Annotated in this window: 16 protein-coding genes; 9 read left to right on the forward strand and 7 right to left on the reverse strand. The window is 66.5% G+C overall.

The features are described 5' to 3' along the window. Window positions 1-59 precede the first annotated feature (59 nt). A complete protein-coding gene (locus tag ACEN9F_RS29820) occupies window positions 60-1,370 on the reverse strand; it encodes a M24 family metallopeptidase (protein WP_413426129.1) in 1,311 nt (436 codons plus the stop codon). Window positions 1,371-1,449: 79 nt separating this feature from the next. On the opposite strand from ACEN9F_RS29820, the gene ACEN9F_RS29825 reads away from it, so the two are divergent. Continuing rightward, window positions 1,450-2,235 carry an alpha/beta fold hydrolase gene (locus ACEN9F_RS29825; RefSeq protein WP_413426130.1) on the forward strand — a complete coding sequence of 262 codons (786 nt, stop codon included), beginning with the start codon at window positions 1,450-1,452 and terminating at the stop codon, window positions 2,233-2,235. Here ACEN9F_RS29825 and ACEN9F_RS29830 read toward each other — a convergent pair. The 3 genes from ACEN9F_RS29830 to ACEN9F_RS29840 are packed head-to-tail and all read right to left on the reverse strand — an operon-like array spanning window position 2,232 to window position 5,939. After that, a complete protein-coding gene (locus ACEN9F_RS29830; RefSeq protein ID WP_413426132.1) occupies window positions 2,232-4,046 on the reverse strand; it encodes an MFS transporter in 1,815 nt (604 codons plus the stop codon). The genes ACEN9F_RS29825 and ACEN9F_RS29830 overlap by 4 nt on opposite strands. 11 nt (window positions 4,047-4,057) lie before the next feature. Then, a complete protein-coding gene (nagA, locus tag ACEN9F_RS29835; protein ID WP_413426134.1) occupies window positions 4,058-5,155 on the reverse strand; it encodes an N-acetylglucosamine-6-phosphate deacetylase in 1,098 nt (365 codons plus the stop codon). Between the two features lie 16 nt (window positions 5,156-5,171). Continuing rightward, window positions 5,172-5,939, reverse strand: coding sequence for a DeoR family transcriptional regulator (locus ACEN9F_RS29840; protein WP_413426136.1), 768 nt, complete (start codon window positions 5,937-5,939; stop codon window positions 5,172-5,174). Window positions 5,940-6,190: 251 nt separating this feature from the next. Between ACEN9F_RS29840 and ACEN9F_RS29845 the strand changes: the two genes are divergently transcribed. Genes ACEN9F_RS29845 through ACEN9F_RS29880 form a run of 8 tightly spaced genes read left to right on the forward strand, consistent with a single transcriptional unit; the run spans window position 6,191 to window position 18,102 of the window. Then, window positions 6,191-8,971, forward strand: coding sequence for a TonB-dependent receptor (locus tag ACEN9F_RS29845; RefSeq protein ID WP_413426138.1), 2,781 nt, complete (start codon window positions 6,191-6,193; stop codon window positions 8,969-8,971). A 9-nt stretch (window positions 8,972-8,980) separates the two neighbouring features. Beyond that, a complete protein-coding gene (locus tag ACEN9F_RS29850; RefSeq protein ID WP_413426139.1) occupies window positions 8,981-9,895 on the forward strand; it encodes an EamA family transporter in 915 nt (304 codons plus the stop codon). 25 nt (window positions 9,896-9,920) lie between these two features. Next, on the forward strand, window positions 9,921-11,225 hold the full coding sequence (locus ACEN9F_RS29855; RefSeq protein WP_413426141.1) for a D-tagatose-bisphosphate aldolase, class II, non-catalytic subunit: 1,305 nt from the start codon (window positions 9,921-9,923) through the stop codon (window positions 11,223-11,225). Next, a complete protein-coding gene (locus ACEN9F_RS29860; RefSeq protein ID WP_413426143.1) occupies window positions 11,219-12,403 on the forward strand; it encodes an SIS domain-containing protein in 1,185 nt (394 codons plus the stop codon). The genes ACEN9F_RS29855 and ACEN9F_RS29860 overlap by 7 nt, the downstream gene beginning before the upstream one ends. Then, window positions 12,387-13,352, forward strand: a complete 966-nt coding sequence (locus ACEN9F_RS29865; RefSeq protein ID WP_413426145.1) for an N-acetylglucosamine kinase — start codon at window positions 12,387-12,389, stop codon at window positions 13,350-13,352. Before ACEN9F_RS29860 ends, ACEN9F_RS29865 begins: the two co-directional genes overlap by 17 nt. Before the next feature lie 29 nt (window positions 13,353-13,381). Then, complete coding sequence (locus tag ACEN9F_RS29870) at window positions 13,382-14,485, forward strand: amidohydrolase family protein (RefSeq protein WP_413426147.1); 1,104 nt, start codon at window positions 13,382-13,384, stop codon at window positions 14,483-14,485. A gap of 18 nt (window positions 14,486-14,503) precedes the next feature. After that, complete coding sequence (locus ACEN9F_RS29875; RefSeq protein WP_413426149.1) at window positions 14,504-16,591, forward strand: glycoside hydrolase family 36 protein; 2,088 nt, start codon at window positions 14,504-14,506, stop codon at window positions 16,589-16,591. 59 nt (window positions 16,592-16,650) lie between these two features. Then, a complete protein-coding gene (locus tag ACEN9F_RS29880) occupies window positions 16,651-18,102 on the forward strand; it encodes a hypothetical protein (RefSeq protein WP_413426150.1) in 1,452 nt (483 codons plus the stop codon). A 2-nt stretch (window positions 18,103-18,104) separates the two neighbouring features. Here the strand turns inward: ACEN9F_RS29880 and ACEN9F_RS29885 are convergent, their stop codons facing one another. The 3 genes from ACEN9F_RS29885 to ACEN9F_RS29895 all read right to left on the reverse strand — a co-directional run bounded on the left by ACEN9F_RS29885 (window position 18,105) and on the right by ACEN9F_RS29895 (window position 24,016). Then, window positions 18,105-21,359, reverse strand: a complete 3,255-nt coding sequence (locus ACEN9F_RS29885) for a discoidin domain-containing protein (RefSeq protein ID WP_413426152.1) — start codon at window positions 21,357-21,359, stop codon at window positions 18,105-18,107. Between the two features lie 75 nt (window positions 21,360-21,434). Continuing rightward, window positions 21,435-22,865, reverse strand: coding sequence for an efflux transporter outer membrane subunit (locus ACEN9F_RS29890; RefSeq protein ID WP_413426154.1), 1,431 nt, complete (start codon window positions 22,863-22,865; stop codon window positions 21,435-21,437). Beyond that, window positions 22,865-24,016 (reverse strand): efflux RND transporter periplasmic adaptor subunit, encoded by a 1,152-nt coding sequence (locus ACEN9F_RS29895; protein WP_413426156.1) that lies wholly within the window; start codon window positions 24,014-24,016, stop codon window positions 22,865-22,867. Before ACEN9F_RS29895 ends, ACEN9F_RS29890 begins: the two co-directional genes overlap by 1 nt. Window positions 24,017-24,018: the final 2 nt, after the last annotated feature.

A 24,018-nucleotide genomic window follows, 5' to 3' on the forward strand; every position in this document is an offset into this window, starting at 1 on the left:
ACGTTATCTTGGCAGGTGCCGGAAAAATCTGGCACACCTGAGCTTGCCGGAACTATTCGTTATTGCGGGTTAATAGATGGCGCGGGACGCGGCAGCACGAAGATCTCTTTCTGGCGGCCGTTGATGTAGCGGACGCCGGCGGCGTCGAAGTAGGCGTCTTCCTCCAGCATGATGCGCACCGGCTCCTTCCAGCCCGGCAGGGTGGAGGCGGCATTCAGCTCGATCGAGTAGGCGGTGTTGTAGCGCAGCGTGTCGTCGCCGCTGCCCGGCACGCCACCCTGCATGTCCCACATGCCGATGGCCGGACCTGCCGCGTGGCCGTGGTAGCCGATCGGATGGGTGTAGATGGTCGGCGCGATGCCCTCGGCGCGCGCCAGTTTCAGCGCGTCGGCCAGCATCTGGTTGCCGCTGCGGCCTTCCTTGTATTGCATCAGCAGGATGTCCTGCAGGCGGTTGGCCTGGGAGAAGGCTTGCACTAGCGCGGCCGGCGGGGCAGTCTCGCCGGCTTTGAGCACGTAGGCGTGCTGCTGGATGTCGGTGTTCAGGCGCAGGTAGGTGATGCCGATGTCGACGTGCAGCAGGTCGCCCGGGATGATCACGTCGGGATTGGCCAGGCCTTTGCCGGCGCGCTGGATTTCCACCGATGGATGGAACCAGGTGTCGTAGCCCAGGTCGCGGATCTTCTGGCGGAACCACCACACCACGTCGTCGGTGGTGGTGATGCCGGGCGTGATGACGCGCTCGGAGAAGCCTTCCTCGATGATCTTGTGGGTGGCGTTGACCAGTTGCGGGTAGATCTGCATTTCGCGCTCGGTGCGCGTTTCCAGCCAGCGCACGGCCAGCGGCTCGGCCGATACCACGCGGGACTTGAACTCGGCCGGCAGCGCCTGCAGCAGCTCGGTGTATTCGGTATGGTCGATGCCGTCCGCATGGCCGAAGTGCTTCGAGGTGTTGAGCGCGATCTTTTTCGGATTGCGTGTCTTGACGATGTCGACCAGCGCATCCCACTGCTCCGGGAACTTCTTCATGTCCCAGGCGGCGGCGATGCTCTTGCCGACGTTGTAGCGGGCCACGGCCAGTTTTTCCACTTTCTGTGTCCTGGCGTCGCGGTAGAACACCAGGATCGTGCGGCGGCGGGCGTTGAGCCATTCCGCCGGCAGCATGGTTTTCAGTACCGGATCTTCGTTGTATTCGCGCGAGACCACCACCCACATATCGATGCCGGTCTTTTCCATCATCCCCGGCAGCAGGTTGTCGAAGCGCTCGGCCAGCAGTTCGTTGACCACGACCGCCTGGTCGCGTACCGGCAGAACCTGGGCCTGGGATGCTGTCGCGAGCAGCATGGACATCGCGAAGAGGAATTTTTTCATCGTCAAATCTTGCCCCGGCTTTTCAGCCAAGTCAATCAACAATATTTATAATGGGAGACGTATCGGCAAAGGAGAGAACATGTCAGCACCTTCGGTTTTGTATTTGCATGGCGGCCCCGGACTGGGTCCGGTATTCGAGCGCGCGCGCTATCCCGACGCGCCGCAGGTGCACTGGTGGCACCAGCCGCTGGCCAAGCCTTGCGCGGCCCGCCCGTACCTGGACCTGCAGGATGCGGCGCTGGCGGAATTGCGCCGTCTGGCGGAGGAGCGTGGCGCGCCGCTGACGGTGATGGCCAGTTCCTTCGGTGCGCATCTGGCGGTGCATCTGGCGCGCCGCGCACCCGAGCTTATCTCGAACATCGTGCTGCTGGCGCCGACCTTCAATCCCGAGCAGGCCGCCTTGCGGCTGGCGCGGCGCGCCTTCCGCGTGCATATCGACCACCCCAGTGCGGGCAAGCTGGCCGGCGCGCTGGCGGCCTACGAGGACGATCCGGGCCGCGCGCGCTTCTGGGACGTGTTCGGCGCGCTGTCGCAGCTGCCGGACGTGACTTCCTTGTATTTCGGACCGCAGGGCGCGGCGGCGGCCAGTTCCTTCGTCGAGCTGATACAGCAGCCGGGCGCCTTCGACGGCCCGACCTCGGTGGCGACGTCCGACGACTTCTCCGCCGCCGACCATACGCCGGCGCGCAGCGCCTTTATCGGCCCGGTGGCCGTGCTGTTCGGCGCCTACGATCCGATGATCGACGCCGAACAGGATAGCGCCGTGTGGAGCACCATCTTCCCGCAGGTCGCCTTCCATCAGGTGGAGACGGGCCACTTCCCCTTGCTGGAGCTGACCCTTGAGGAATGCCTGAACCCGAGCTAACGGGCGAAATGGCTTTCGATTTCTTCCAGCGTCTTGCCCTTGGTCTCGGGCAGCAGGAAGGCGGCGGTGAGGAAGTACAGCAGCGTGCAGCCGGCGCCGTAGAAGAACATGGTCGCATAGCCGTATTGGCCCACCGTCGGCAGGAACACGGCGGCGATCACCGTTGAGACGAACTGGTTGATCAGCAGCGCGATGCTCATGCCGTTCGAGCGTATGCGGGTCGGCATCAGCTCGGACAGCGCCAGCCAGACGCACACGCCGGGACCGACCGCGAAGCTGGCCACGAACAGGCACATGGCCAGGGCGACCTGCCAGCCGTGCGTGGCGGACGGCACGGCGGCCAGGTGGGCTTGCTCGATGCGCAGCGGCGCCCTGACGCCTTCGGCCGGATCGGCGAAGGGATTCAGATGCAGTTTGCGGAAGAAGACGCCGATCACGCTGTCCGCCTGCACCGTGTCTTCGCGCGTCATGCGCAGCGGCGGCAGGGCGGCGTCGTCGCTGCGGCGGGTCTGCACGTTGGTGAACGGGCCGTAGGAGTAGGACACCGTCAGCTGCCGCGGTGCGCCGCTGGTGGACGCGCCCAGTGTTTTCAATGTATCGGCGTCGAGGCGCATTTCCAGGCCGTCGGCCTGCACGCGCGACTGCAGCGCGGCGGCGACGTCGCGCTGTTCGCCTTCCACGCTTTGGAACAGCAGGCCGGAGGCCAGCAGGGCGGCCACGATGCCGCCGGTGCCCAGCATCAGCAGGAACTTGCGGCCTTTGCGGTCGACCAGTACCACCGCCACCACCGTCATCACGGCGTTCAGCACCTTGAGCGCGACGTCGGCCATGTTGGCGGTGGCGCCGGGCAGGCCGGCCTGGTTCAGGATGTTGACCACGTAGGCCAGGATGGAGTTGATGCCGGTGGCCTGGTTCAGCGCGAGTATCAGGCAGGCCAGCAGGAAGGGCAGCATGTAGCGGCGGCTCAGCAGCTTGTCGTCGGCGGCGCGGCCGGTGCTGGCGCCGGCCGTCGGGCTTGCGGCGGGCGCCAGCGCCTGCTGGATGTCGCGCAGCTCTGCCTCGGCTTCCTCCGCGGGACGGGTGCGCAGCAGCGCCGTGCGGGCCTGCTCGATGTCGCCCCGGCGCGCCAGCCAGCGCGGTGATTCGGCCAGCAGCAGGCTGCCGACAGTGAATACCACGCCCGGCGTCAGGCACATCCAGAAGATGCTGCGCCAGGCGTGGTCCTTGGCCGCGAACACCGTCGCGGCGCGCTCGATCTCGGACAGGCTCTGGGCCGCCGCCGTGGCGGTCTCCACCGACTGCGCCTGGGACAAGCCGATCAAGGCCGCCGCCACCAGGCCTATCGTCAGCAGCAACTGGAACAGCGCCGCGCCGCGTCCGCGCTGGCGCGCATGCAGGCACTCGGCCAGGTACAAAGGCACCACCACGCCGATCAAGCCGCCGCTGACGCCTTGCAGCAGGCGGCCCAGCAGCAGCGGCACATAGCCGTCGGCCAGCGCGATCAGCGGTATGCTCAGCGTGAACAGCACGCCGGACAGCACCATCGCCCAGCGTCGCCCGATCCAGTCGGCCAGCGCGCCGGCGAACAGCGACGACAGCACGGACCCCAGCAGCACCGCCGCCACGATAAAGCTCAGCTGCTGCGCGCTCAGCCGCCACGCCACCGACGCCGTCGATTCCAGGTAGGGCAGCGCGCCGGCGATGATGCCGACATCGATCCCGTACAGCAGCCCGCCCATGCCGGCGATGAACAACAGGAAGCGCATCGCGGGGACGGTAGGGGCGGGGGACGCTGACTGGGTGGCTTGCATCGAAACTCCGGCTAGTTGGTGGAAAGGTCGATGGCTTCGCCTTCAACGAAGACGGCCACCGGCTGCAGGTCGGCATTCAGCACGACGATATCGGCCCAGGCGCCCGGCGCCAGGCGGCCGCGTTCGGTCTCGCCCAGGTAGTCCGCCGGATACAGCGATAATCGGTTGGAGGCGTCGGCCAGGTCCAGGCCCAGGTCGACGAAATTGCGCAGCGCCTGGTCCATGGTCAGCACGCTGCCGGCCAGCGAGCCGGTCGCCAGCCGCACGCAACCCAGGCATTTGTAGACACGCTGGCTGCCCAGCCCATATTCGCCGTCCGGCATGCCGGTGGCGGCGGTGGCGTCGGTCACGCCGTAGAGGCGCGGGATGGCGCGCAGGGCGGTGCGCATCGCGCCCGGATGCACGTGCTGCAGATCGGGGATGATCTCGGCGTATTCCGCATGCGCCAGCGCGGCGCCGGCGATGCCGGGCTGGTAGTGGTTCAGCGCCGTCATGCCGTTGAACAGATGCGTAAAGCCCGCCGCACCGGCCTCCAGCGCCGCCACGCCGTCCTCGTAGGTGCCGTTGCTATGGCCGATCTGCACGCGAATGCCCATTTCCTTCAGCTGCGGAATCAGCGCCAGGTGGCCGTCCACCTCGGTGGCCAGCGTCAGCACGCGGATAGTCGCCAGTTCGTGATAGCTGCGCACCAGGTCGATGCTGGCGATGGCGATCGCGTCGGCCGGTTGCGCGCCCAGCCGGTGAATGCTGAGGAAGGGGCCTTCAAGATGCGCGCCCAGCATGCGCGCGCCGCCGGCGGGGCGTTCGGCGATCACGCCGGCCAGTCCGTTCAGGGCGCGGCGGATGGAATTGTCGGTGGCCGTCATGGTGGTGCCCAGCATGGCCGTGGTGCCGTGGCGCGCGTGGCTGCGGGCCACCTTGGCGCCGGCGTCGCCGCCCTGCATGATGTCGGCGCCGCAGGCGCCATGCACGTGCAGGTCGATAAAGCCGGGCAGGATGGTCAGCGTGCTGTCGGCGCCCGCGTCTTCCTGGATGTTCTTGATGCGCTGGTCGAAGCCGATGCTGCCGTTGATCCAGCCGTTGGGAGTGAGGATTCTGCCGCTTAACACTGCGTTTGACACTTTTCTATTCCGCTATCAGTAATTCGATGCCGGCTTCCAGCAGGCCGTCCCGGTATTCGGGACTGATGCTGGCGTCGGTGACGACAGTATGGACCCGGTCCAGCTGCACGATGCGGTGCAGGCTGACGCGCCCGAACTTGGAGGCGTCGGTCAGCACGATGATCTTCTTGGCCCGCTCGACCATCTTGTGATTCAGGCTGGCCTCGGCCTCGTGGTGGGTGGTCACGCCGAACTGCAGGTCGAAACCGTCGACGCCGAGGAACAACTTGTCGAAACTGTAGGCCTGCAGGCAGGCCTCGGCCTGCGTGCCCTGGATCGACAGCGACTGCTTGCGCAGCAGGCCGCCGGTCAGGATCAGGTCCACGCCGGGCGCGTCGGCCAGCTCCCAGGCGATATTCAGGCCGTTGGTCATCACGGTCACCTTCTGCGCGTCGCGCAGGTGGCGCGCCAGCGAGATGGTGGTGGTGCCGGAATCGATGATGATGTTATCGCCCGCTTCGACCATGCGCGCGGCCAGGGCGCCGATACGCTCCTTCTGCTCGTGGTTGATCGCGTCCTTCTGCCGGATGGTGTGCTCGGTCGGCGGGGTGCGGGTCAGCGTCGCGCCGCCGTGGCTGCGCGTGGCCAGGCCCTGGGATTCCAGCGCGCTCAAGTCGCTCCGGATCGTCACCGCGGAGACGCCCAACTGTTCCACCAATTCGTTGACCTGAACCGAACCGTGTTGGGTGAGCGCCTGCAGGATCTCGGCGCGGCGTTGACTGGTGTTTCGCATGGGGTGTGTAGTTAATTTGCCAAAAATGGCAGCTTAACAGATCGCAGCCTTCGTGCCATCAGACATTGAGCTTTTGCAACACGAGAATCTATATTTCGAAAGAAAAACAAAGATATTTCACATTAAAACGAAAGAAAACGTAAAAACAACATTAAAACGAAATACTTCGAAAGCTTCTTGTGTTTTGTTTCTTTGCTTATTACTATTCATAACATAAGTCACAACACGCAGCACAAAACGGGAGATTTGCTATGGGTAGTAGGATCGAGACGGGACTTCGGCGCAGCCTGATTGCGGTAGCGGTGGAGATGGTGGTGTGCGGGACGGCGTTTGCCCAGGTCCAGCCCCAGGCTTCAAACCAGCCCCAGGCCGAGCAGGAAGCGCCGGTCGTGGTGGTGAACGGGGCGCGTGCCGCCCTGGCCAAGTCGCTTGAGCTCAAGCGCAATGCCGATGTGATCCAGGACTCGATCTCGGCCACGGAACTGGGCCGCTTCCCCGACGATAACGTCGCCGACTCGCTGACCCACATCTCCGGCATTTCGGTGTCGCGCACGCGTGGCGGCGAAGGCCAGTACATCAATGTGCGCGGCCTCGGCTCCGGCTACAACATCGTCACCCTGAACAAACGCATCCTGGCGACCGACGGCGATGGCCGCGACTTCGCCTTCGACGTGCTGCCGTCCGAAGTGATCAGCGGCGCCGACGTGATGAAGTCGGCCGAAGCCGCGCAGATGGAGGGCAGCATCGGCGGTTCCGTCAACCTGCGCTCGGCGCGGCCGATGGACAACCCGGGCTATCACGCCTCGGTGCGCTTCGAGGCCGACCACAACGACCTGTCGCGCAAGGATGGCGGCAAGCTGTCGGGCGTGGTCAGCAACACCTTCAACAACAACACCATGGGCGTGCTGGTGGGCGCCGTGTTTTCCAAGCGCAAAGTGCGCACCGATTCGCTCGGCTACCAGACGTACAATCCGGACTCGCCGGGCAGCTATGACGTCAATGGCGATGGCGTCATCGGCGCCGGCGAAAGCAACCTGCTGGCGCCGTGCTGCATCTCGTTCGGTTCCGTGTTCGAGGAGAAGAAGCGTGCCGCGCTGTCCGGCGCTTTCGAATGGAAGCTCACGCCGGCCTTCAAGCTGACGGCCGATGCCCTGGCCACGCGCCTCGATTCGCCGCAGGTCGGCTACCAGCAATCCTACTATGTCGAGCACGCGCCCGACCGTTGGTCCGACGTGGTGGTCAAGGACCGCCTGATCACCAGCATGACGGTGCACGACCTGGTGCCGGAGATGTCCAACGTGACCGCCGACCGCGTGGTCGACACCACGCAGTTCGGCTTGCGCGGCGAGTGGCGGCCATCGAGCGACCTGAAGCTGACGGGTGACGTCTATCGTTCGACCTCGAAGCGCAATTCCGGCGGTAAGGACAGCTTCGTGGTGGCGGGCATCGCCGGCCACAACACGGGCTACTACCGCGCCACCAACGGCGGCTTCCCCGACATCCGCGTGACGCTGGAAGATGGCCGCGACCTGGCCACCGAGCTGGCCGCGGGACGCCTGGGCGACAAGGACTACGGCGTCCACTTCGCCGGCCTGACCGGCACCGACATCAAGGACACCATCGACGGCGCCTCGCTCGACGGCCGCCTGGCGCTGGGCGGCGCCTGGCATGTCGATGGCCTGCAGTTCGGCGCCAGCGCCACCAACCGCAAGAAAGACCGCAACTCGATCGGCAACGAAAAGAGCGGCGGCGCCTGCCAGTACTGCGATATGTACTCGACCACGTTCGCTTCGCTGGGCGCCAACGTGGTCCATCCAATGACGCTGCCGAACTACATGCGCAACGCCGGCGGCAGCTTCCCGGGCAGCTTCATCCAGTTCGATGTGCCGGCTTACTTTGCGGCCCTGAAGAGCCTCGATGGCAAGCCTGTCCTCGACGCCGACGGCAACCCGACCGGCGATACCTTCGACGTCAGCAAGTCGCAGCCGGTGTTTGTGCCGACCGATTCGTACTCGGTGAGCGAAAAGACCGCGACGCTGTACGGCCAGCTGGAACTGTCCGGCGAAAACTGGAGCGGCAATGTCGGCGCGCGCCTGGTGCGTACCAAGACCACGTCGCGCAGCGCGATCGACAAGATCGTCGCGATCGACGATCCGACGCCGAACGTTCCGACCAGCAGCCCGAACATCACCTACAGCCCGGCCGTGCCGGTGTCGGAAGACGGCAGCTACACCAAGCTGCTGCCGTCGGCCAATATCAGCTGGTGGGCGCGCGACGATTTCGTGGTGCGCGCGGCCGCCGCCAAGGTCATGGCCCGGCCGTCGCTGGACAAGCTGGCGCCGACCCGCACCGACCAGACGCTGGACCGCAGCTATATCCTGAACATCGTCGGCGATCCGAAACTGAAACCCACCGAGGCGGTGCAGCAGGATCTGTCGGTCGAATGGTACTACCGTCCGAAATCGGCCATCACGGCGGCCATCTTCGCCAAGCAGATCAAGAATTTCGTCACCTACCAGACCGACGAGCATGTGGACATCGGCGTGCCGGGCTACCTGTACACGGTGACCCATCCGGTCAACGGCGACAAGGCGCGGGTGCGCGGCCTGGAACTCGGCATCCAGCATCTGTTCGACAACGGCTTCGGCTTCAACGCCAAATTCGCCAAGACGCTGACCAAGGCCTACCAGAACGGCGTATACGTCGGCCAGCTGGAAGGCGTGGCGCCAACCGCGTCCTCGATCGGCTTCCTGTACGAGAAGAGCGGCATCAACGCCTCGATCTCGTTCGACTACACCGGCGAGTACACTCAAAGCACCAACGTGGTGGCCGGTTTCCCGAGCAAGGTCGATGCCCTGACCTGGGTGACGGCGTCGGCATCGTGGGATGTCACGCGCAACATCACCTTGTTCGTCGAAGGCAAGAACCTGGGCGATGCCGTGATGCGTTCGAACCTGGGCCGCAGCGATGCGCTGAATGGTTTCGAAACCTGGGGCCGCACCTACGTGGCCGGCATGAGCGTGAAATTCTAACGGATGCACATGGACACGACGACAACGATACAAAGCACCGCGCGCCGTCCCGGCTGGCTCGGCTACGCGCTGGCGACCACGCTGCTGTGGGGCGTGTGGGGCGCGTTTGCCGGCCTGCCCAGCCAGAACGGCTTTCCCGAGACGCTGATCTATGTGGTGTGGGCGCTGACCATGGTGCCGCCGGCGCTGTTCGTGCTGGCCCGCGCAGGCTGGCGCGTGCGCCGCGACGGCCGTTCGATCGCCTACGGCCTGACGATCGGCCTGCTCGGCGCCGGCGGCCAGATGGTGCTGTTCTACGCGGTGAAGGCCGGCCCGACCTACCTGATCTTCCCATTGATCTCGCTGTCGCCGGTCATCACGATCGCGCTGTCCTACCTGTTCCTGCGCGAGCGTACCGGCGCGCTGGGACTGGGCGGCATCGTGCTGGCGGTCTGCGCGCTGCCGCTGTTCGATTACACGCCGGGCGGTGCGCCGCAGCAGTACGGCCTGTGGTTCGTGCTGGCGCTGGGCGTGCTGGTGGCGTGGGGCCTGCAGGCCTACTTCATCAAGCTGGCCAACGCCAGCATGGATGCCGAGAGCATCTTCTTCTACATGACGGCCAGCGCGCTGCTATTCATTCCGGTGGCGCTGGCGATGACCGATTTCTCGCAACCGATTAACTACGGTCCGTCGGGACCGCTGCTGGCCGCCGCCACGCAGGTATTGAACGCAATCGGCGCGCTGACGCTGGTGTACGCCTTCCGCCACGGCAAGGCGCTGATGGTGTCGCCGCTGGTGAACGCCGGCGCGCCGCTGCTCACGACGGTGATCGCGATGGCGTTGGCGGCTTCGCTGCCGACCGGCTACCGGTTGGCCGGCATCGGCCTGTCGCTGGCGGCGGCGCTGCTGCTGGCGCTGCAACCGGACGACGGCGGCTCCGCCTGAACCGAATCTATTCAAGGAACTGACGATGGAATACTTATTGAATCTGGTGCGCCGCCACAAGGCCGGCGAACCGGTCGGCATCCACTCGGTGTGCTCGGCGCACCCGCTGGTGATCGAAGCGGCGATGGAGGTGGCCCGTGGGCGCGGCCTGCCAGTGCTGATCGAGTCGACCTCGAACCAGGTGAACCAGGATGGCGGCTATACCGGCATGACGCCGGCCGCTTTCCGCGACTTCGTGCATGGCATCGCCGACCGCACCGGCCTGGCGCGCGACCGCGTGCTGCTCGGTGGCGACCACCTGGGGCCGAACGCATGGCAAGACCAGCCGGCCGATGCGGCCATGGCCAAGGCCGAAGTGCTGATCGACCAGTATGTGACGGCGGGCTTCCGCAAGATCCATTTGGATTGCTCGATGTCCTGCGCCGGCGATCCGGTGCCGCTGCCGGACGCCGTGGTGGCCGAGCGCGCCGCGCGCCTGTGCGCGGTCGCCGAACGTGCGTGGAGCACGGCCGGCGGCGAGGCGCCGGTCTACGTGGTCGGCACCGAAGTTCCGGTGCCGGGCGGCGCCCATGAAGACCTGGAAGAACTGAGCGTCACCACGCCGGGCGCGGCGGCGTTGACCATCAAGGTGCACCGGCTGGCCTTCGCCGCCGCCGGACTGGAAGCGGTGTGGCCGCGCGTGATCGGCCTGGTGGTGCAGCCGGGCGTTGAATTCGACCACCACAAGGTGATCGACTACCGGCCGGAACGCGCGGTGGAGTTGAGCCACCTGATCGAGGGCGAGCCGACGCTGCTCTACGAAGCCCATTCGACCGACTACCAGACCCCGTCGCACCTGGCCGCGCTGGTGGCCGGCCATTTCGCGATCCTGAAAGTGGGACCGGGGCTGACCTTCGCACTGCGCGAAACGCTGTGGGCGCTGGCTGACATCGAGGAGCAGATGGCGGGCGCGGGAAAAGGTTCGGATTTCAAGAACACCGTGCTGGAAGTGATGCGCGCCGAACCGGAATACTGGCGCAAGTATTATGGTGGCGACCCGCAGCGCGCGCGCTTCGACCAGCAATACAGCCTGAGCGACCGGATTCGCTACTACTGGCCGCATCCGGCCATCCAGGCGGCGCAAGCGCGCCTGCTGGCCAACCTGGAGCGCGAGGCGCCGCCGCTGACGCTGCTCAGCCAATACCTGCCGGCGCAGTATGAGGCGGTGCGCGAAGGGCGCCTGCGCAACCTGCCGGCCGATTTACTCAAAGAGGGCGTAGCCAAAGTGCTGCGCCAGTACATGGACGCCTGCGCTGCAGGCGCCGCAACAAAGGAGTTGGAAACATGCTAGTAGTAGACAAGGACATTTTGGGCATCAGCGCGGCGCGTCTCGATGAAGCCGGCGCCGGCCTGACCGCGCGCGAGATCGCGCAGCAGCCCGCCGTCTGGCCGGAGATCGACACGCTGGTGGCGAGCCGGCGCGCGGCGCTCGATGCCTTCCTCGGCCCGCTGCTGGCGCGTTCCGGCCTGCGCATCGTGCTGACCGGCGCCGGCACCTCGGCCTTCCTCGGCGAATGCCTGGCGCCGGCCATGCTGGGCAAGGGCTGGCGCGTCGAAGCCGTGCCGACCACCGACCTGGTCTCCGGCCCGCAGCGCTTCCTGCAGGCTGCGGCGCCGACCCTGCTGGTGTCGTTCGCCCGTTCCGGCAGCAGCCCGGAGAGCCTGGCCGCCGTCACCTTGGCCGACCAGCTGGTGGGGGAGGTGTACCACCTGGTCATCACCTGCAACGCCGACGGCGAGTTGTACCGGATGGCCCAGGGGCGCGGCAACGCCTTCGCCATCCTGCTGCCGGACGCCACCCATGACCGTGGCTTTGCCATGACCACCAGCTTCACCTCGATGCTGCTGGCCGCCTCGCTGGCTTTCGGCGTGCTGGCGCCCGGCGCCGCCGCCGCGCCTTCGACCGCCGCCGCCGGCTTGCTGGCAAGCGCGCTGCCGCTGCTGCAGTCGCTGGTGGCGCGCCGCTTCAAGCGCGTGGTCTACCTCGGCAGCAATGAGCTGCGCGGGCTGGCGCGCGAGGCGTCGCTCAAGCTGCTGGAGCTGACCGACGGCCAGGTTGTGGCGCTGTTCGATTCTCCGCTGGGTTTCCGTCACGGCCCCAAGACCATCGTCGACGCGGACACGCTGGTGGTGGTGCTGCTGTCCAACGACGCGCATGCGCGCCGCTACGATCTCGACCTGCTGCGCGAACTGCGCAACGATGGCCGCGCGGGTCAGGTGCTGGCACTGAGCGGCCAGGCCGCGCCTGAAGCGGGTACCGATGTCGTGGTGCTGCAGGGCGCGGAGGATGCTGGCGAACTGGCGCTGGCGCTGCCTTACATCCTGTTCTGCCAATCGTTCGCGCTGCTGCAGTCGCTGGCATTGGGGCTGCGTCCGGACACGCCGAGCGTGTCGGGCACCGTCAACCGCGTGGTGCGCGGCGTGACCATCTATCCGCTGACCGGAGACGACCATGTTCCTCGGGGTTGATGGCGGCGGCACCAAGACGGCCTTCGCGCTGGTCGACAGCCAGGGCCAGGTGCTTGCGCGCCATGAGGCCAGCAGCGCCTACTATCTCGAAGTCGGCATGGACGGCGCCGCCGCGATGCTGGCGAACGGCTGCGGCGCGCTGTTCGCCGCAGCCGGCGTAAAGGCGAACGACATCGATTTCGCTTTCTTCGGCCTGCCGGCCTATGGCGAAGACCGCGCCATCCAGCAGCAACTGGACGCGCTGCCGCTGGCGGTGCTGGGCCACGGGCGCTACCTGTGCGGCAATGACATGGTGTGCAGCTGGGCCGGATCGCTGGCCTGCGCCGACGGCATCAGCGTCATCGCCGGCACCGGCTCGATGGCGTATGGCGAATTTGCCGGTCGGCGCGCGCGCGCCGGCGGCTGGGGCGAATTGTTCAGCGACGAGGGCTCTGCGCACTGGATCGCGCGCGCCGGCCTGGCGCTGTTTTCGCGCATGAGCGACGGTCGCGCGCCGCGCGGGCCGTTGTATCAGCTGGTGCGCGGGCGCCTGGCGCTGCAGGAGGACCTGGATTTGTGCCAGGTCGTCTATGGCGAGTTGAAAGGGGAGCGCAGCAAAGTGGCCGCGCTGTCACGCCTGGTCGCGGAGGCGGCCAAGCTGGGCGACCATCAGGCGGAAGCCATCATCGAGGCTGCGGCCGCCGAACTGGCGGCGCTGGTCGATGCGGTGCGCGGCGCGCTTGGTGTCGCTGCCGGCGTCGAGGTTGCCGTCTCCTACACCGGCGGCCTGTTCGGCGCCGACGGCCCGTTGCGCGAGCCGTTCGCCCGGGCCTTGGCGATGCGCGCAGTCTCATACCGACTGGCGCCGCCACGGCTGGCACCGGTGCTCGGTGCCGCACTGTACGCCGCGCGCAGCGCCGGTACACCCTTGAGCGCCGCAGCGCTGGAACGACTGGCAGGCGCGCACTGAACGCGCCGCCATCATTGAAGGAGACAGTTATGCGTTGGACCCTGCTACCTACCATCCTTGCGGCGCTGCTGGCCGCACCTTTTGCCACGGCCGCCACCGGCAACGGCTACACCATGCGCGACTTCGACCAGGTGTCGAAGATCGACGCCCATTTGCACCTGCACGGCGCCAGCCAGGACGCCTTCCTGGCGCTGGCGCGCAAGGACAACTTCCGGGCGCTGACTATCAACGTCGACTATCCGGACTTTCCGCCGCTGGACGAGCAACGCCGCGTCGCCAGCGCGCTGACCCACCGGCATCCGCAGCAGGTGGCCTGGGCCGCGACCTTTTCCACCGATGGCTTCGAAAAGCCGGAGTGGAGCGAGGCGACCCTGAAAGACCTGGATGGCGCGCTGGCCGACGGCGCGGTCGGCGTGAAAGTATGGAAGAACATCGGCATGAGCCTGCGCGACAGCCAGGGCAAGCTGGTGATGATCGACGATGCGCGTTTCGACCGGCTGTTCAACGGCCTGGCCAAGCGCGGCGTCATGGTGCTGGGGCACCAGGGCGAACCGCATAACTGCTGGCTGCCGCTCGCGCAGATGACGGTGAAAAACGATCGTGAATATTTCCAGGCCCATCCCGCTTACCACATGTACACGCAGCCTCGGATGCCCAGCTACGAACAGCAGATGGCCGCCCGCGACCGCCTGCTGGACAAGCATCCCGACCTGCGCTTCACCGGCGTCCACCTGGCGTCGCTGGAGTGGGACGTGGACCTGCTGGCGCGCTTCCTGGACGCGCATCCCGGCGTCAACGTCGACGTCGCCGCGCGCATCGGGCAGCTGCAATACCAGTCGCAGCGCAACCGCGCGCGGGTGCGCGCCTTCATCGTCAAATACCAGGACCGGCTGATGTACGGGTCCGACCTGGCGCAGTCGACGGAGCAGGACGATGCCGGTTTCGTGGCCGACCTGGACCAGGTGTGGCGGCGCGACTGGCGTTATTTCGTCACCGCCGACAGCTTCGCGGTGCCCGAGCTGGATAAGCCTGTGCGCGGACTGGCGCTGCCGCGCGCGGTGGTCGACAAGCTGTACCGGATCAACGCCGAAAAGGCTTATCCGCAAGCCTGGCACAAGGCGCCTGGCGCCTGATAAAAAACGAGGAGACCGATGAAAAACCAACATGACCAACGCCGGCGCACCTTGCTGCAATGGCTGGCCGGAGCGGCCGTGGCGACAACCGTGGGCGAGGCCGGCGCCGCCGGGCTTGCACCCAAGGGCAAGGATGTGGCGCGCATCGGCGATGCCGCCATGGCGCTGGAATTCGACAGCCAGTTGCGCTGCCGCGTGGTGTCCAGGCGCGGGCCGCGTCCCACGGCGGTCACCGCTTTCGCGGCCAGCGAGCGACTGGGCCTGCCCAAGGACCGCTGGATCGAGCGTTTCGCGCTGTCGTCGCAGGCTGCCGATAAAGTCGACGGCCCGCACGGACCGGGCGTGCGCCATCGCCTGACCGGCATTGCCGCCGAAGGCGTCGAGAAAACGGTTGCCGTCACTTTCTATGAACGTCAACCCGGCTTCGCCGTGATTTGCGTGGCTTACCGCAACACCGGCGACAAGCCGCTGCCGGTCGCCGCCTGGAGCAACAGCGGTCACACGCTGCGCCCCGCAGCTGGCCGCAAGGCGGAATTTTGGACCTTCTCCGGCGCCACCCATGCTGACCGGCGCGACTGGGTACAGCCGCTGGCCGCCGGTTTCGACCAGCGCAACTTCATGGGCATGAACGCCTCCGACTACGGCGGCGGCACGCCCGCCGTCGACGTCTGGACCCGGGAGTGCGGACTGGCGGTCGGCCATCTGGACACCGTGCCGCGCCTGGTCGCGCTGCCGGTGCGCGCGGTCGCCGGCGGCGCCTCGCTGGCGGTCGAGTTCAAGCACGAAGCGACGCTGCAGCCGGGCGAGACGCTGGAGACGATGGATACCTTCCTGGCGCTGCATACGGGCGACTATTTTTCCGCGCTGGACCAGTACCGCCAGGTGATGGCCGAGCGCGGCTTGCGCGCGCCGGACGCGCCGCCCGAATCCTACGAGCCGATCTGGTGCGCCTGGGGCTACGAACGCGACTTCACGGTGCCGCTGATGGTAGGTACGCTGCAAAAAGCCAAGGAGCTGGGACTTGAGTGGGCGGTGCTGGACGACGGCTGGCAGAACAATGAAGGCGACTGGAAGCTGGACGCCAAAAAATTCCCCGGCGGCGAAGCCGACATGCGCGGCCTGGTGGGCGCCGTCAAGGATGCGGGTCTGAAGGCGCGGCTGTGGATCACGCCGCTGGCGGTCGATCCCGGCTCGGACCTGCTGCACGACCACACCGACATGCTGTTGCTGGACAAGGATGGGGCGCCGCAGCTGATCAGCTGGTGGAACAGCTTCTACCTGTGCCCGGCCTACGCGCCGACCATCGAGATGACCCGCACCTGGATACGCAAGATCTTCGGCGAGTGGGGTTACCAGGGACTGAAGATCGACGGCCAGCACCTGAACGGCGTGGCGCCGTGCTACAACCCGGCGCACAAGCACGCGCGGCCCGAGGAGTCGTTCGAGAAGCTGCAGGACTTCTGGAAGATGGTGTACGACACCGCGCGCGAGGTCAATCCCAATGCGGTGGTCGAGCTGTGCCCGTGCGGCACCTCCTACGCCTTCCACAACTTCCCGTACATGAACCAGGCGCCGGCCTCGGACCCGTTGTCGTCCTGGCAGGTGCGCCACAAGGGCAAGACGCTGAAGGCGTTGATGGGGCGCTCGGCGCCGTATGCCGGCGACCATGTCGAGCTGAGCGACGGCGGCGAGGATTTCGCCTCCACCATCGGCATCGGCGCGGTGCTGTCGACCAAGTTCACCTGGCCGGTCGATCCCAAGCCCAAGGACAGTTTCCTGTTGACGCCCGAGCGCGAAGTGAAGTGGCGCAAGTGGATCGGTATTTATCGCGACAAGATGCTGGCCAACGGCGTCTATCGCGGCGAACTGTACGACATCGGCTTCGACAAGCCGGAGGCCCACGCGGTCGAGAAGGACGGCAGGATGTATTTCGCCTTCTTCGCGCCGCGCTGGGACGGACCGGTCGAGATCCGTGGTCTCGGCGTAGGGCGCTGGCGCCTGCGCGACTACGTCGACGGCAAGGATGTCGGCGAAGTCGAGGGCGGACGCAACCGCGTGACGCTGCGTTTCGAACATGCGCTGCTGCTGGAGGCGGCACGGGTGTAAAGCCCCGGCGCCGCCGGGCGGGTTTGATGGTCTTTATCTTTTCATTTGGAGAATTGCCTATGAACTATGTCAAAGCTTTCGCCACAGCCGCGTGCGTGTTTGCCGGTTTGCTGGCGTCCACGGCGCATGCCGCCATCATCACGGTCAGCCCCGGCCAGTCGATCCAGTCCGCGGTGAATACCGCCGTGGCCGGCGACACGGTGCGCGTGCTGGCCGGTACCTATACCCAGAAGGTGCTCGTTTCCGGCAAGACCGGCACGGCCAGCGCCTTCATCACGCTCAAGGCCGACGCGGGCGCGATCCTCAGCGGCAGCGGGCTGACCCCGTCCGGCCGCGAAGGCCTGATCACGATCAAGAACTCGAACTATGTGCGGGTCGAAGGGTTCGATGTGACCGGTTTGACGTCGAACGGCAGCAATACGCCGGTCGGTATCCTGATCGAGGGCAACGGCTCGAAACTGCAGATCGTCAACAACAAGATCCACGGCATCAAGAACACCAGTACCTGCACCGACCCGTGCTCGGTCGGCGCCCATGGCCTGGCCGTGTTCGGCACAAACGCCACCGGCGTCACCGACCTGCTGGTGCAGGGCAACGAGGTGTACCAGAACGTGCTGCAGGCCAGCGAGGCACTGGTCATCAACGGCAATGTGGACCGTTTCGAAGTGCTGGGCAATAACGTGCATGACAATAACAATATCGGCTTCGACTTCATCGGCTACGAAGGCGAGTGCTCGGGTTGCGGCGAAAACGACCGGGTGCGCAACGGCATGGTGCGTGACAACATCGCGAAAAATAACTCCAGCGTGACCAACCCCTGGTACGGCGGGGAAGGTTCGGCCGGCGGCTTTTACGTGGATGGTGGACGCAACATTATCTTTGATCGCAACACGTCCACCGGAAATGACATCGGCTTTGAGTTCGCCAGCGAGCACAGCGGCAAGGCGACCGAAGACATCCTGATGACGAATAACTTTGTGTACAACAACCGCGAAGCGGGCCTGTCGGTGGGCGGCTATTCGTCGGGCGCAGGCCAGGCGCGCCGCATCAACGTGCACAACAATTCGTTTTACAAGAACATGGGCTGGGGCACCGAGATATTGTTCCAGTACAAAGTCATCGACTCGCGCTTCAGCAATAACATCTTCTCCGGCGAAAGTACTGTCGCGGCAAACTACCGGTCCGACGGCAGCGGCCATAGCGGCAACGTCTGGGGCATCAACCTGTGGTGGGGCACCAGCTCCAGCACCACCAGCCTGCCGGGTACGCGCGTTGTCGCCGACCCGCGCTACGTTGCGCCGGCCAGCGGCAATCTGAGGTTGCTCGATACCTCGCCAGCCATCAACGTCGGCGCCGTCGGCACCGCGTTGACGACCTGGACCTCGCCGTTGTGGACCACTTATTTCCCTTCCGGCTCGATTCCGCTCAACGGCACCAAGGACATCAACGGCCAGGCGCGCGCCGAGGGCATCATCGACCTGGGCGCGGACGAATACGGCACCGCCCCGTGAGCCTATTTGCGCTTGCTGATTTCCGGGCCGAGGTTTTCGTCGATATCGCTGGAGGTTGACTTCACCCGCTTGTAGTCGAGGCCTCCGCTGTTTTCGGGCAGCGGAGGCCCTTTGTATATCAGCGCCAGTTCGGCGATGGCGGCGGTCTTGTCGGCGCCGAAGCCGGAGAGGGCGGTGAAGCGCAGCTGGCGCGCGTTGACCGTCCGGCCCAGTTCGATGCGCTGCTGGTCGTAGGTCGAGACCAGCGCGCCGCGTTTCAGCTCGCGCCAGCTGACGCCGTCGTCGCTGGCTTCCAGCAGATAGTCGCGCACATCGCCTTCATGGTCGCGATGGTTCTGGCGCGGCATGACGAGCAGGCCGGAGAAGGCGACGCTCTGCGGGAATTCGATCGTCAGCGCCTTGGCCGCACCGCTCGCGCTCCAGAGGGTATTGGGATCGCCGTCCAACGCGGCGGCCGCAGCCGCGTCGCGCGAACTGGCGCCAAGCTTCTTCATCACCAGCGTATCGAACAGCGCGTTGCCGAATTCCGCCGCGCTGACGGCGGTTTGCGGATTGAAGCCGTCGCCGGCCATGTAGGCCAGCACCGATGCGCGCAGCTGGCGCGCGACCGCGCGCTTCGCCAGGTCGGTTTCCAGGTCCATGCTGGCGGCCATCAGCTTGCCGTTGCCAACCTTGGCCTCCACCAGCAAGCCTAGTTTGAAGTTGCGGTTCCAGTCGTCGATCGGCTGCACGATGGGCTGCAGCGACTGTGGCAGGCGATCCAGGTTGATGGTGCGCGTGCCTTTTACCAGCTCGTTCCATTGCCAGTCGTTGAAGCGGTCGGTTGGGAACTGCGCCAGCGCCGGGTGCTTGTTGTCGACCCATACGCCCAGCATGCGGCCCCACTGCGGATTCATCAAACGGTTCCAGAACACCGGCACCGCGTCCAGCGGCGGGCCGCTCCAGTCCAGGTCCGCCGCCAGCGGCAGGAACAGGACCTTGCCGCCTTCCGCCAGCCGCGCCTGGGCGGCGGTCCAGCTATGCGTCACCAGCACGCCGGCCGGCTCCTGCGCGGTGGCCGACGGATAGAGCCAGATGTTCCAGTCGTTCCACACCGGCGAGCCGCGCAGGCCGACCACCAGCCGGTAAGCCTGCGGCGCGGGCAGCGCGGCGAGCGCCAGCTGGATTTTCCCGAGCGGGATGTTCTTGCCGATATTGATGGTCTGGCGCGCCAGGTCGCCGCCGGCGGCCACGCGGCCGGCGGCGTCGATCAGCTGCCAGTAGGCTTGCGCGTCGGCCAACGGCGCGGCGCCGAAGTGGGCGATCTCCACATCCGCCGAAAGGGTTTCGCCGGTGGTGTAGGTGCGCTTGGGCAGGCGCGCCAGCGGCACGGTCTGGCCGTTGTAGCGGCGGAATTCCTCCGCCGTCGCATAGCCTTTCGATTCCCAGAACGTGTCCAGTATGCCGACCAGCGCCGTGCCCTGGCCGAGATAGTCGTGCAGGTCCAGCAGCTGGTAGCCCATCAGGCCGGGCGTGCGCAGGTTGGCTTCGATCTCTTCCTTGTAGGCCTGCACCTGGAATTTGCCGGACGCCCAGGCGAAGTCCTTGTTCCGCGCCGCCATGCCGTGGCGCGCCAGCGAGTCGCGGAAGATCTCGTAGTTCCCCGGCCGTAGGTAGCCGGTGAATTTGCCGATGATGTCGAAGTCCGGGTACGCAACCCACTGGCCGGTTTCATGCGACACCACCGGCACATGCACGTCCGCCAGCGAGGCGCCGTAGTCGCGGCCGAACCAGCCTTTGTCGCCGCGCAGCGGTTTCGGACCGATGCGCTGCATGGAGAGGAAGTCGGTGCCTTCGGCCAGTCCCGGCACTTCCTTCTCGGTGTGGCCGGTGCCGTTGGAGTACAGGCGGCGCGGATCGGCCTTGCGGTAGTGGGCGATCCACAGGTCGAAGGCTTCCTTCCATTTGCCTTTCGGCTCATTGCCGGGACTGAGCAGGATGAACGACGGATGATTGCCGTAGGCTTTGATGATGCGCTCCGTCTCCTCGTACAGCATCTTGTCCATCGCGGTGCCGGGCGAGACTTCGTTCCACATGCCGGGTTCCGGCTGCAGGTACATGCCCAGTTCATCGGCGGCCTGGAACGCTGCTTCGGGCGGGCAGAAGGAGTGGAAGCGGATATGGTTGATGCCCCAGTCCTTATTGATCTGGAGGATCTTGCGCCAGTAGGCGACGTCGGTGGGCGGATAGCCGGTCAACGGGAAGTCGCCGCCGTGGTGCGTGCCGCGCAGGTAGATCGGCCGGCCGTTCAACAGGAAGTCGCTGCCGCGCGCGGCGATCTGAGCGAAGCCGAAGCTGACGGTGCGCGTGTCGTCGGCGCCCGCGCCGCGCAGCTTCAGCTGGATCTTGTGCAGCGTCGGGTGGAACTCGTCCCAGGTCTGGGCGTTGGCGGGGAACTTTACCTTGATCTCGGCGCTGCCGCCGCCGGCCTCCCAGCTGACTTTGTGCGCGGCGCCGTTCGCCGTCAATGTGCCGCTGCCTGCGCGGCCGCCGGCATTGCCGATCTTGAGGCGCACCAGCGCGGTCTTGTTCTGCACATCGGGGTAGACCTGCGCGTCGTCCAGCCATACCGGCGAGGTGGCGCGCAGTTCCATCGTGCCGACGATGCCGTTCCAGCTCATGCCCAGCGAATCGGAGACGCTGTGCGCGTCGGGCCGGTAGGCCATCAGCATGCGGTTGTCGACGCGGATCGAGACGCGGTGCTTGCCCGGCGCCAGCAGGCCCAGGTCGTATTCATGTTCGGCGACCAGGCTCAGATTCGTGCCGACGGCGCGGTCGTCGATCCAGACCTGCGAGCCCCAGCGCGGACGCTCCAGATACAGCGCGATCCGCTTGCTGCGCCATGCGGCCGGCACGTCGATGTCGCGCTGATACCAGGCCGCGCCCAGGTAGTGCTTCCGGGGCTGCGACAGGAACGGAACCTTGGTGTTGCCGGCGACGGTGTAGGGCTTGTAGTCCTCGCGCTGGTCCCAGTTTTTGTCGTACAGCGACAGCACCCACGGTGTCTTGGCGCTGATGTCGTCGCCGTAGCCTTGCGCTTGCAGGATGCCGGGGAGGGCGATGCGGTCCGGCAGGGCGCCGGCGTACCAGCGCTTGGCGACGCCTTCGTCGCTGCGGTCGATGGCGAAGCGCCATTGGCCTGACAGGTCGCGTGTGTCCGCCGCATCGGATGCGGCGGTTGTCAGGAGCAGAAGGGCTGCGGCGATGAAGCGAAACATGGCATTCCTTGCAAACGAGGATCGCCCGATTATGCGGCAATCCGCCGCCGCCTTCTGCTCAACTGCTTGCGCGTTTTACGATGCCTGCGCCGCCAGCTGCGCGTTGGACCAGCCGCCGCCCAGCGCCCGCACCAGTTGCACCGCCGCGCGGCGCTGCTTGGTGGTCAGGTCAAGGCTGCTGCGCAGGGCCTGCAGATGGACTGTCTGCGCCGTGACCACGTCCAGGTAGCTGACCGCGCCTTGCTGGTAACGGGTGGTGGCCAGCGTCAGCGCGCGCTGCGCCGCGGCTGCCGCCAGGCCGTCTGACCTGGCGGCCTCGCCGTACTCGGACAGCAGCGAGAGCTGGTCTTCCACCTGCTGGAAGGCGCCCAGCACCACGGAACGATAACGTTGACCGGCTTCGTCCAGCGACGCCTCGGCACCCGCCACCTGCGCCTTGCGGCGCCCGCCGTCGAACAGGCTGTAGGCCAGCGTCGGACCAACCGCCCAGAACAGGTTCGGCATCTCGGCAAAGCGGGCCAGGTCGCTGCTCTGGAAGCCGCCGGCCGCGCTCAGCGTCAGCGAAGGGAAGAAGGCTGTCTTGGCTGCGCCGACAGTGGCGCCGGCGGCGGCCACGCGCAGCTGTGCGGCGGCGATGTCCGGGCGGCGCTGCAGCAAGGTGGACGGCATCCCGGCGGGAATCGATGGCGTGACCGCCGCCACAGCCTTCGGTTCGATGCTGAAGCTGGAGGCGCTGGCGCCGACCAGTGCGGCAATCGCGTGCTCCATGACGGCGCGCTGCGCCTGCACCTGGCGTGCCTGCGAGCGGGTGGACTCCAGCTGCGCCTCGGCGCGCGCCGTGTCCAGGCCGGATGCGATGCCGCCGTCATGGCGCTGCTGGACCATGGAGATGGCTTTGCTGTAGGCGGCGATGGTGTCGGCCAGCAGGCGCGATTCCTCATCGAGCCCGCGCAGCGCGACCAGGCTGTCTGCCAGTTGCGCCTGCAGGGACAGGCGCGCTGCGGCCAGGTCGGCTTGCGCGGCCTTTTCCTGGGCCTCGCCGGCGCTGACCTGCTGCTTCACGCGGCCCCACAGGTCGACTTCATACTCAAGGTCGAGGCCCAGCGTGGCGCTGGTGTACTCGTTCGGCGAGTTCGGTCCGAGCACGCGCAGCGGCTTGAGTTCCGATTGCCGGTCGCGTTGCACGTTGGCGGAGGTCGACAGCGACGGCGATTGCGCCGCACGCACGACGTTGGTCGCCGCGCGCGCCTGCTGGTAGCGCGCCAGCGCGCTGGCCAGGTCGGGGCTGTTGTCCAGCAGTTGCTGCTCCAGCGCGTTCAACTCGGGATCCTTGAAGGCGGTCCACCAGTCCTGCGCCGGCAGATTTTCCACCGCCGGCGCCTGCGCGGTCCTGAACGCCGGCGCGACCGGCACATCGGGCAGTTTGGTAGGTGGCAGCTCCGCGCAGCCGGCGAGCAATGCGGCCAGCGCGGTCAGTACGGCCAGCGCCGCAGGGGAGCGCTTCATCACGACTTTCCTTTCGGCTGGGCGGCGGCGACGCGCACCAGGTCACCATTGGCGATGCCGTCCGGCGGGCTTTCGATCACGCGGTCGGCGCGATCGAGGCCGCTGCCCAGTTCAATCACATTGCCGAAGTCGCGCGCGATGGTGACGCTCTTGAGCAGCACGCGGTTCTCGCGCGTCACGGTGGCGACCTGCGCGCCGCTCTTGCCGAACATGAGCGCGCCCGGCGGCAGCGTCATGCGCGTGGCGTCGGACGAGGTCTCGAAGCTGACCGTGGCGAAACCGCCCGGCAGCAGTTCGCCCGCCTTGTTGTCGGCCACGAGCTGCACCAGCATGGTGCCGGAGCCCGGCGCGATCGATTGCGCCTGCGATTGCACGGTGGCGGTGTAGGTCTGGCCCGGCCGCTCAGGCACATTGAGCTTGACGGTGGCGCCCGGACGCACCAGCGCCACCTGGCGCTGCGGCACGTTGACGTACACGCGCAGCTTACGCACGTCCGAGACCACGAACAATTCGCTGCCCGGCGCGCCGCCGACGTTGATCAGCGCGCCGATGTCGGTATTGCGGGCGGTGACCACGCCGTCGAACGGCGCCGTCAGGCGCGTGTAGCGTTGCAGCGCCTGGACGCGGTCGACGTTGGCCTGCAAGGCGCTGACGACCGACTGCTTGGCCGCCAGGTCGCCGGCTTTTTCATCGGCTTCCTGCTTGGAGACGGCGTCGGAGGCCAGCAACGCCTTCCAGCGCTGCGCGGTGCTGGTGGCCAGCGCAAGGTTGCTGCGCGCGGTCACCAGTTCAGCCTTGGCTTGCAGCAGTTGCTGGTCCAGGTCCGGCGTTTCGATTTCCGCCAGCAGCTGGCCGGCCTTGACCGGCGCGCCGATGTCGAGCTTCCAGCTTTTCAGGTAGCCGCTGACGCGCGCATAGATCGGCGCCCGCGCCCATGGCTCGATGCGGGCCGGCAGTTCCAGCGGGGCGGCGCTGATGTTCGCGGCGTTCAGCAGCGACACGGTCGGCACGCTGTGGTCGGAGGCGCTGTCCTTGAGTTGTTCCGCCTGAAGGTGGCGGCTCGCCAGGCCGGCAACGACAAGTGCGGCGGCGATGACGGTCAGGCTGATGCCAAACAGCTTCTGGCGCGAACTGGAAGTAGAGGTTTTCATGA

It is taken from the genome of Duganella sp. CT11-25, from assembly GCF_047302815.1.
Classification (GTDB): Bacteria; Pseudomonadota; Gammaproteobacteria; order Burkholderiales; family Burkholderiaceae_D; genus Rugamonas.

What these genes read in the sequence shown, in the direction of transcription:
- ACEN9F_RS29820 (WP_413426129.1), bottom strand. Translation starts at nt 1,370, where the DNA reads ATGAAAAAATTCCTCTTCGCGATGTCCATGCTGCTCGCGACAGCATCC.
- ACEN9F_RS29825 (WP_413426130.1), top strand. Translation starts at nt 1,450, where the DNA reads ATGTCAGCACCTTCGGTTTTGTATTTGCATGGCGGCCCCGGACTGGGT.
- ACEN9F_RS29830 (WP_413426132.1), bottom strand. Translation starts at nt 4,046, where the DNA reads ATGCAAGCCACCCAGTCAGCGTCCCCCGCCCCTACCGTCCCCGCGATG.
- ACEN9F_RS29840 (WP_413426136.1), bottom strand. Translation starts at nt 5,939, where the DNA reads ATGCGAAACACCAGTCAACGCCGCGCCGAGATCCTGCAGGCGCTCACC.
- ACEN9F_RS29845 (WP_413426138.1), top strand. Translation starts at nt 6,191, where the DNA reads ATGGGTAGTAGGATCGAGACGGGACTTCGGCGCAGCCTGATTGCGGTA.
- ACEN9F_RS29850 (WP_413426139.1), top strand. Translation starts at nt 8,981, where the DNA reads ATGGACACGACGACAACGATACAAAGCACCGCGCGCCGTCCCGGCTGG.
- ACEN9F_RS29855 (WP_413426141.1), top strand. Translation starts at nt 9,921, where the DNA reads ATGGAATACTTATTGAATCTGGTGCGCCGCCACAAGGCCGGCGAACCG.
- ACEN9F_RS29860 (WP_413426143.1), top strand. Translation starts at nt 11,219, where the DNA reads ATGCTAGTAGTAGACAAGGACATTTTGGGCATCAGCGCGGCGCGTCTC.
- ACEN9F_RS29865 (WP_413426145.1), top strand. Translation starts at nt 12,387, where the DNA reads ATGTTCCTCGGGGTTGATGGCGGCGGCACCAAGACGGCCTTCGCGCTG.
- ACEN9F_RS29870 (WP_413426147.1), top strand. Translation starts at nt 13,382, where the DNA reads ATGCGTTGGACCCTGCTACCTACCATCCTTGCGGCGCTGCTGGCCGCA.
- ACEN9F_RS29875 (WP_413426149.1), top strand. Translation starts at nt 14,504, where the DNA reads ATGAAAAACCAACATGACCAACGCCGGCGCACCTTGCTGCAATGGCTG.
- ACEN9F_RS29880 (WP_413426150.1), top strand. Translation starts at nt 16,651, where the DNA reads ATGAACTATGTCAAAGCTTTCGCCACAGCCGCGTGCGTGTTTGCCGGT.
- ACEN9F_RS29885 (WP_413426152.1), bottom strand. Translation starts at nt 21,359, where the DNA reads ATGTTTCGCTTCATCGCCGCAGCCCTTCTGCTCCTGACAACCGCCGCA.
- ACEN9F_RS29890 (WP_413426154.1), bottom strand. Translation starts at nt 22,865, where the DNA reads ATGAAGCGCTCCCCTGCGGCGCTGGCCGTACTGACCGCGCTGGCCGCA.
- ACEN9F_RS29895 (WP_413426156.1), bottom strand. Translation starts at nt 24,016, where the DNA reads ATGAAAACCTCTACTTCCAGTTCGCGCCAGAAGCTGTTTGGCATCAGC.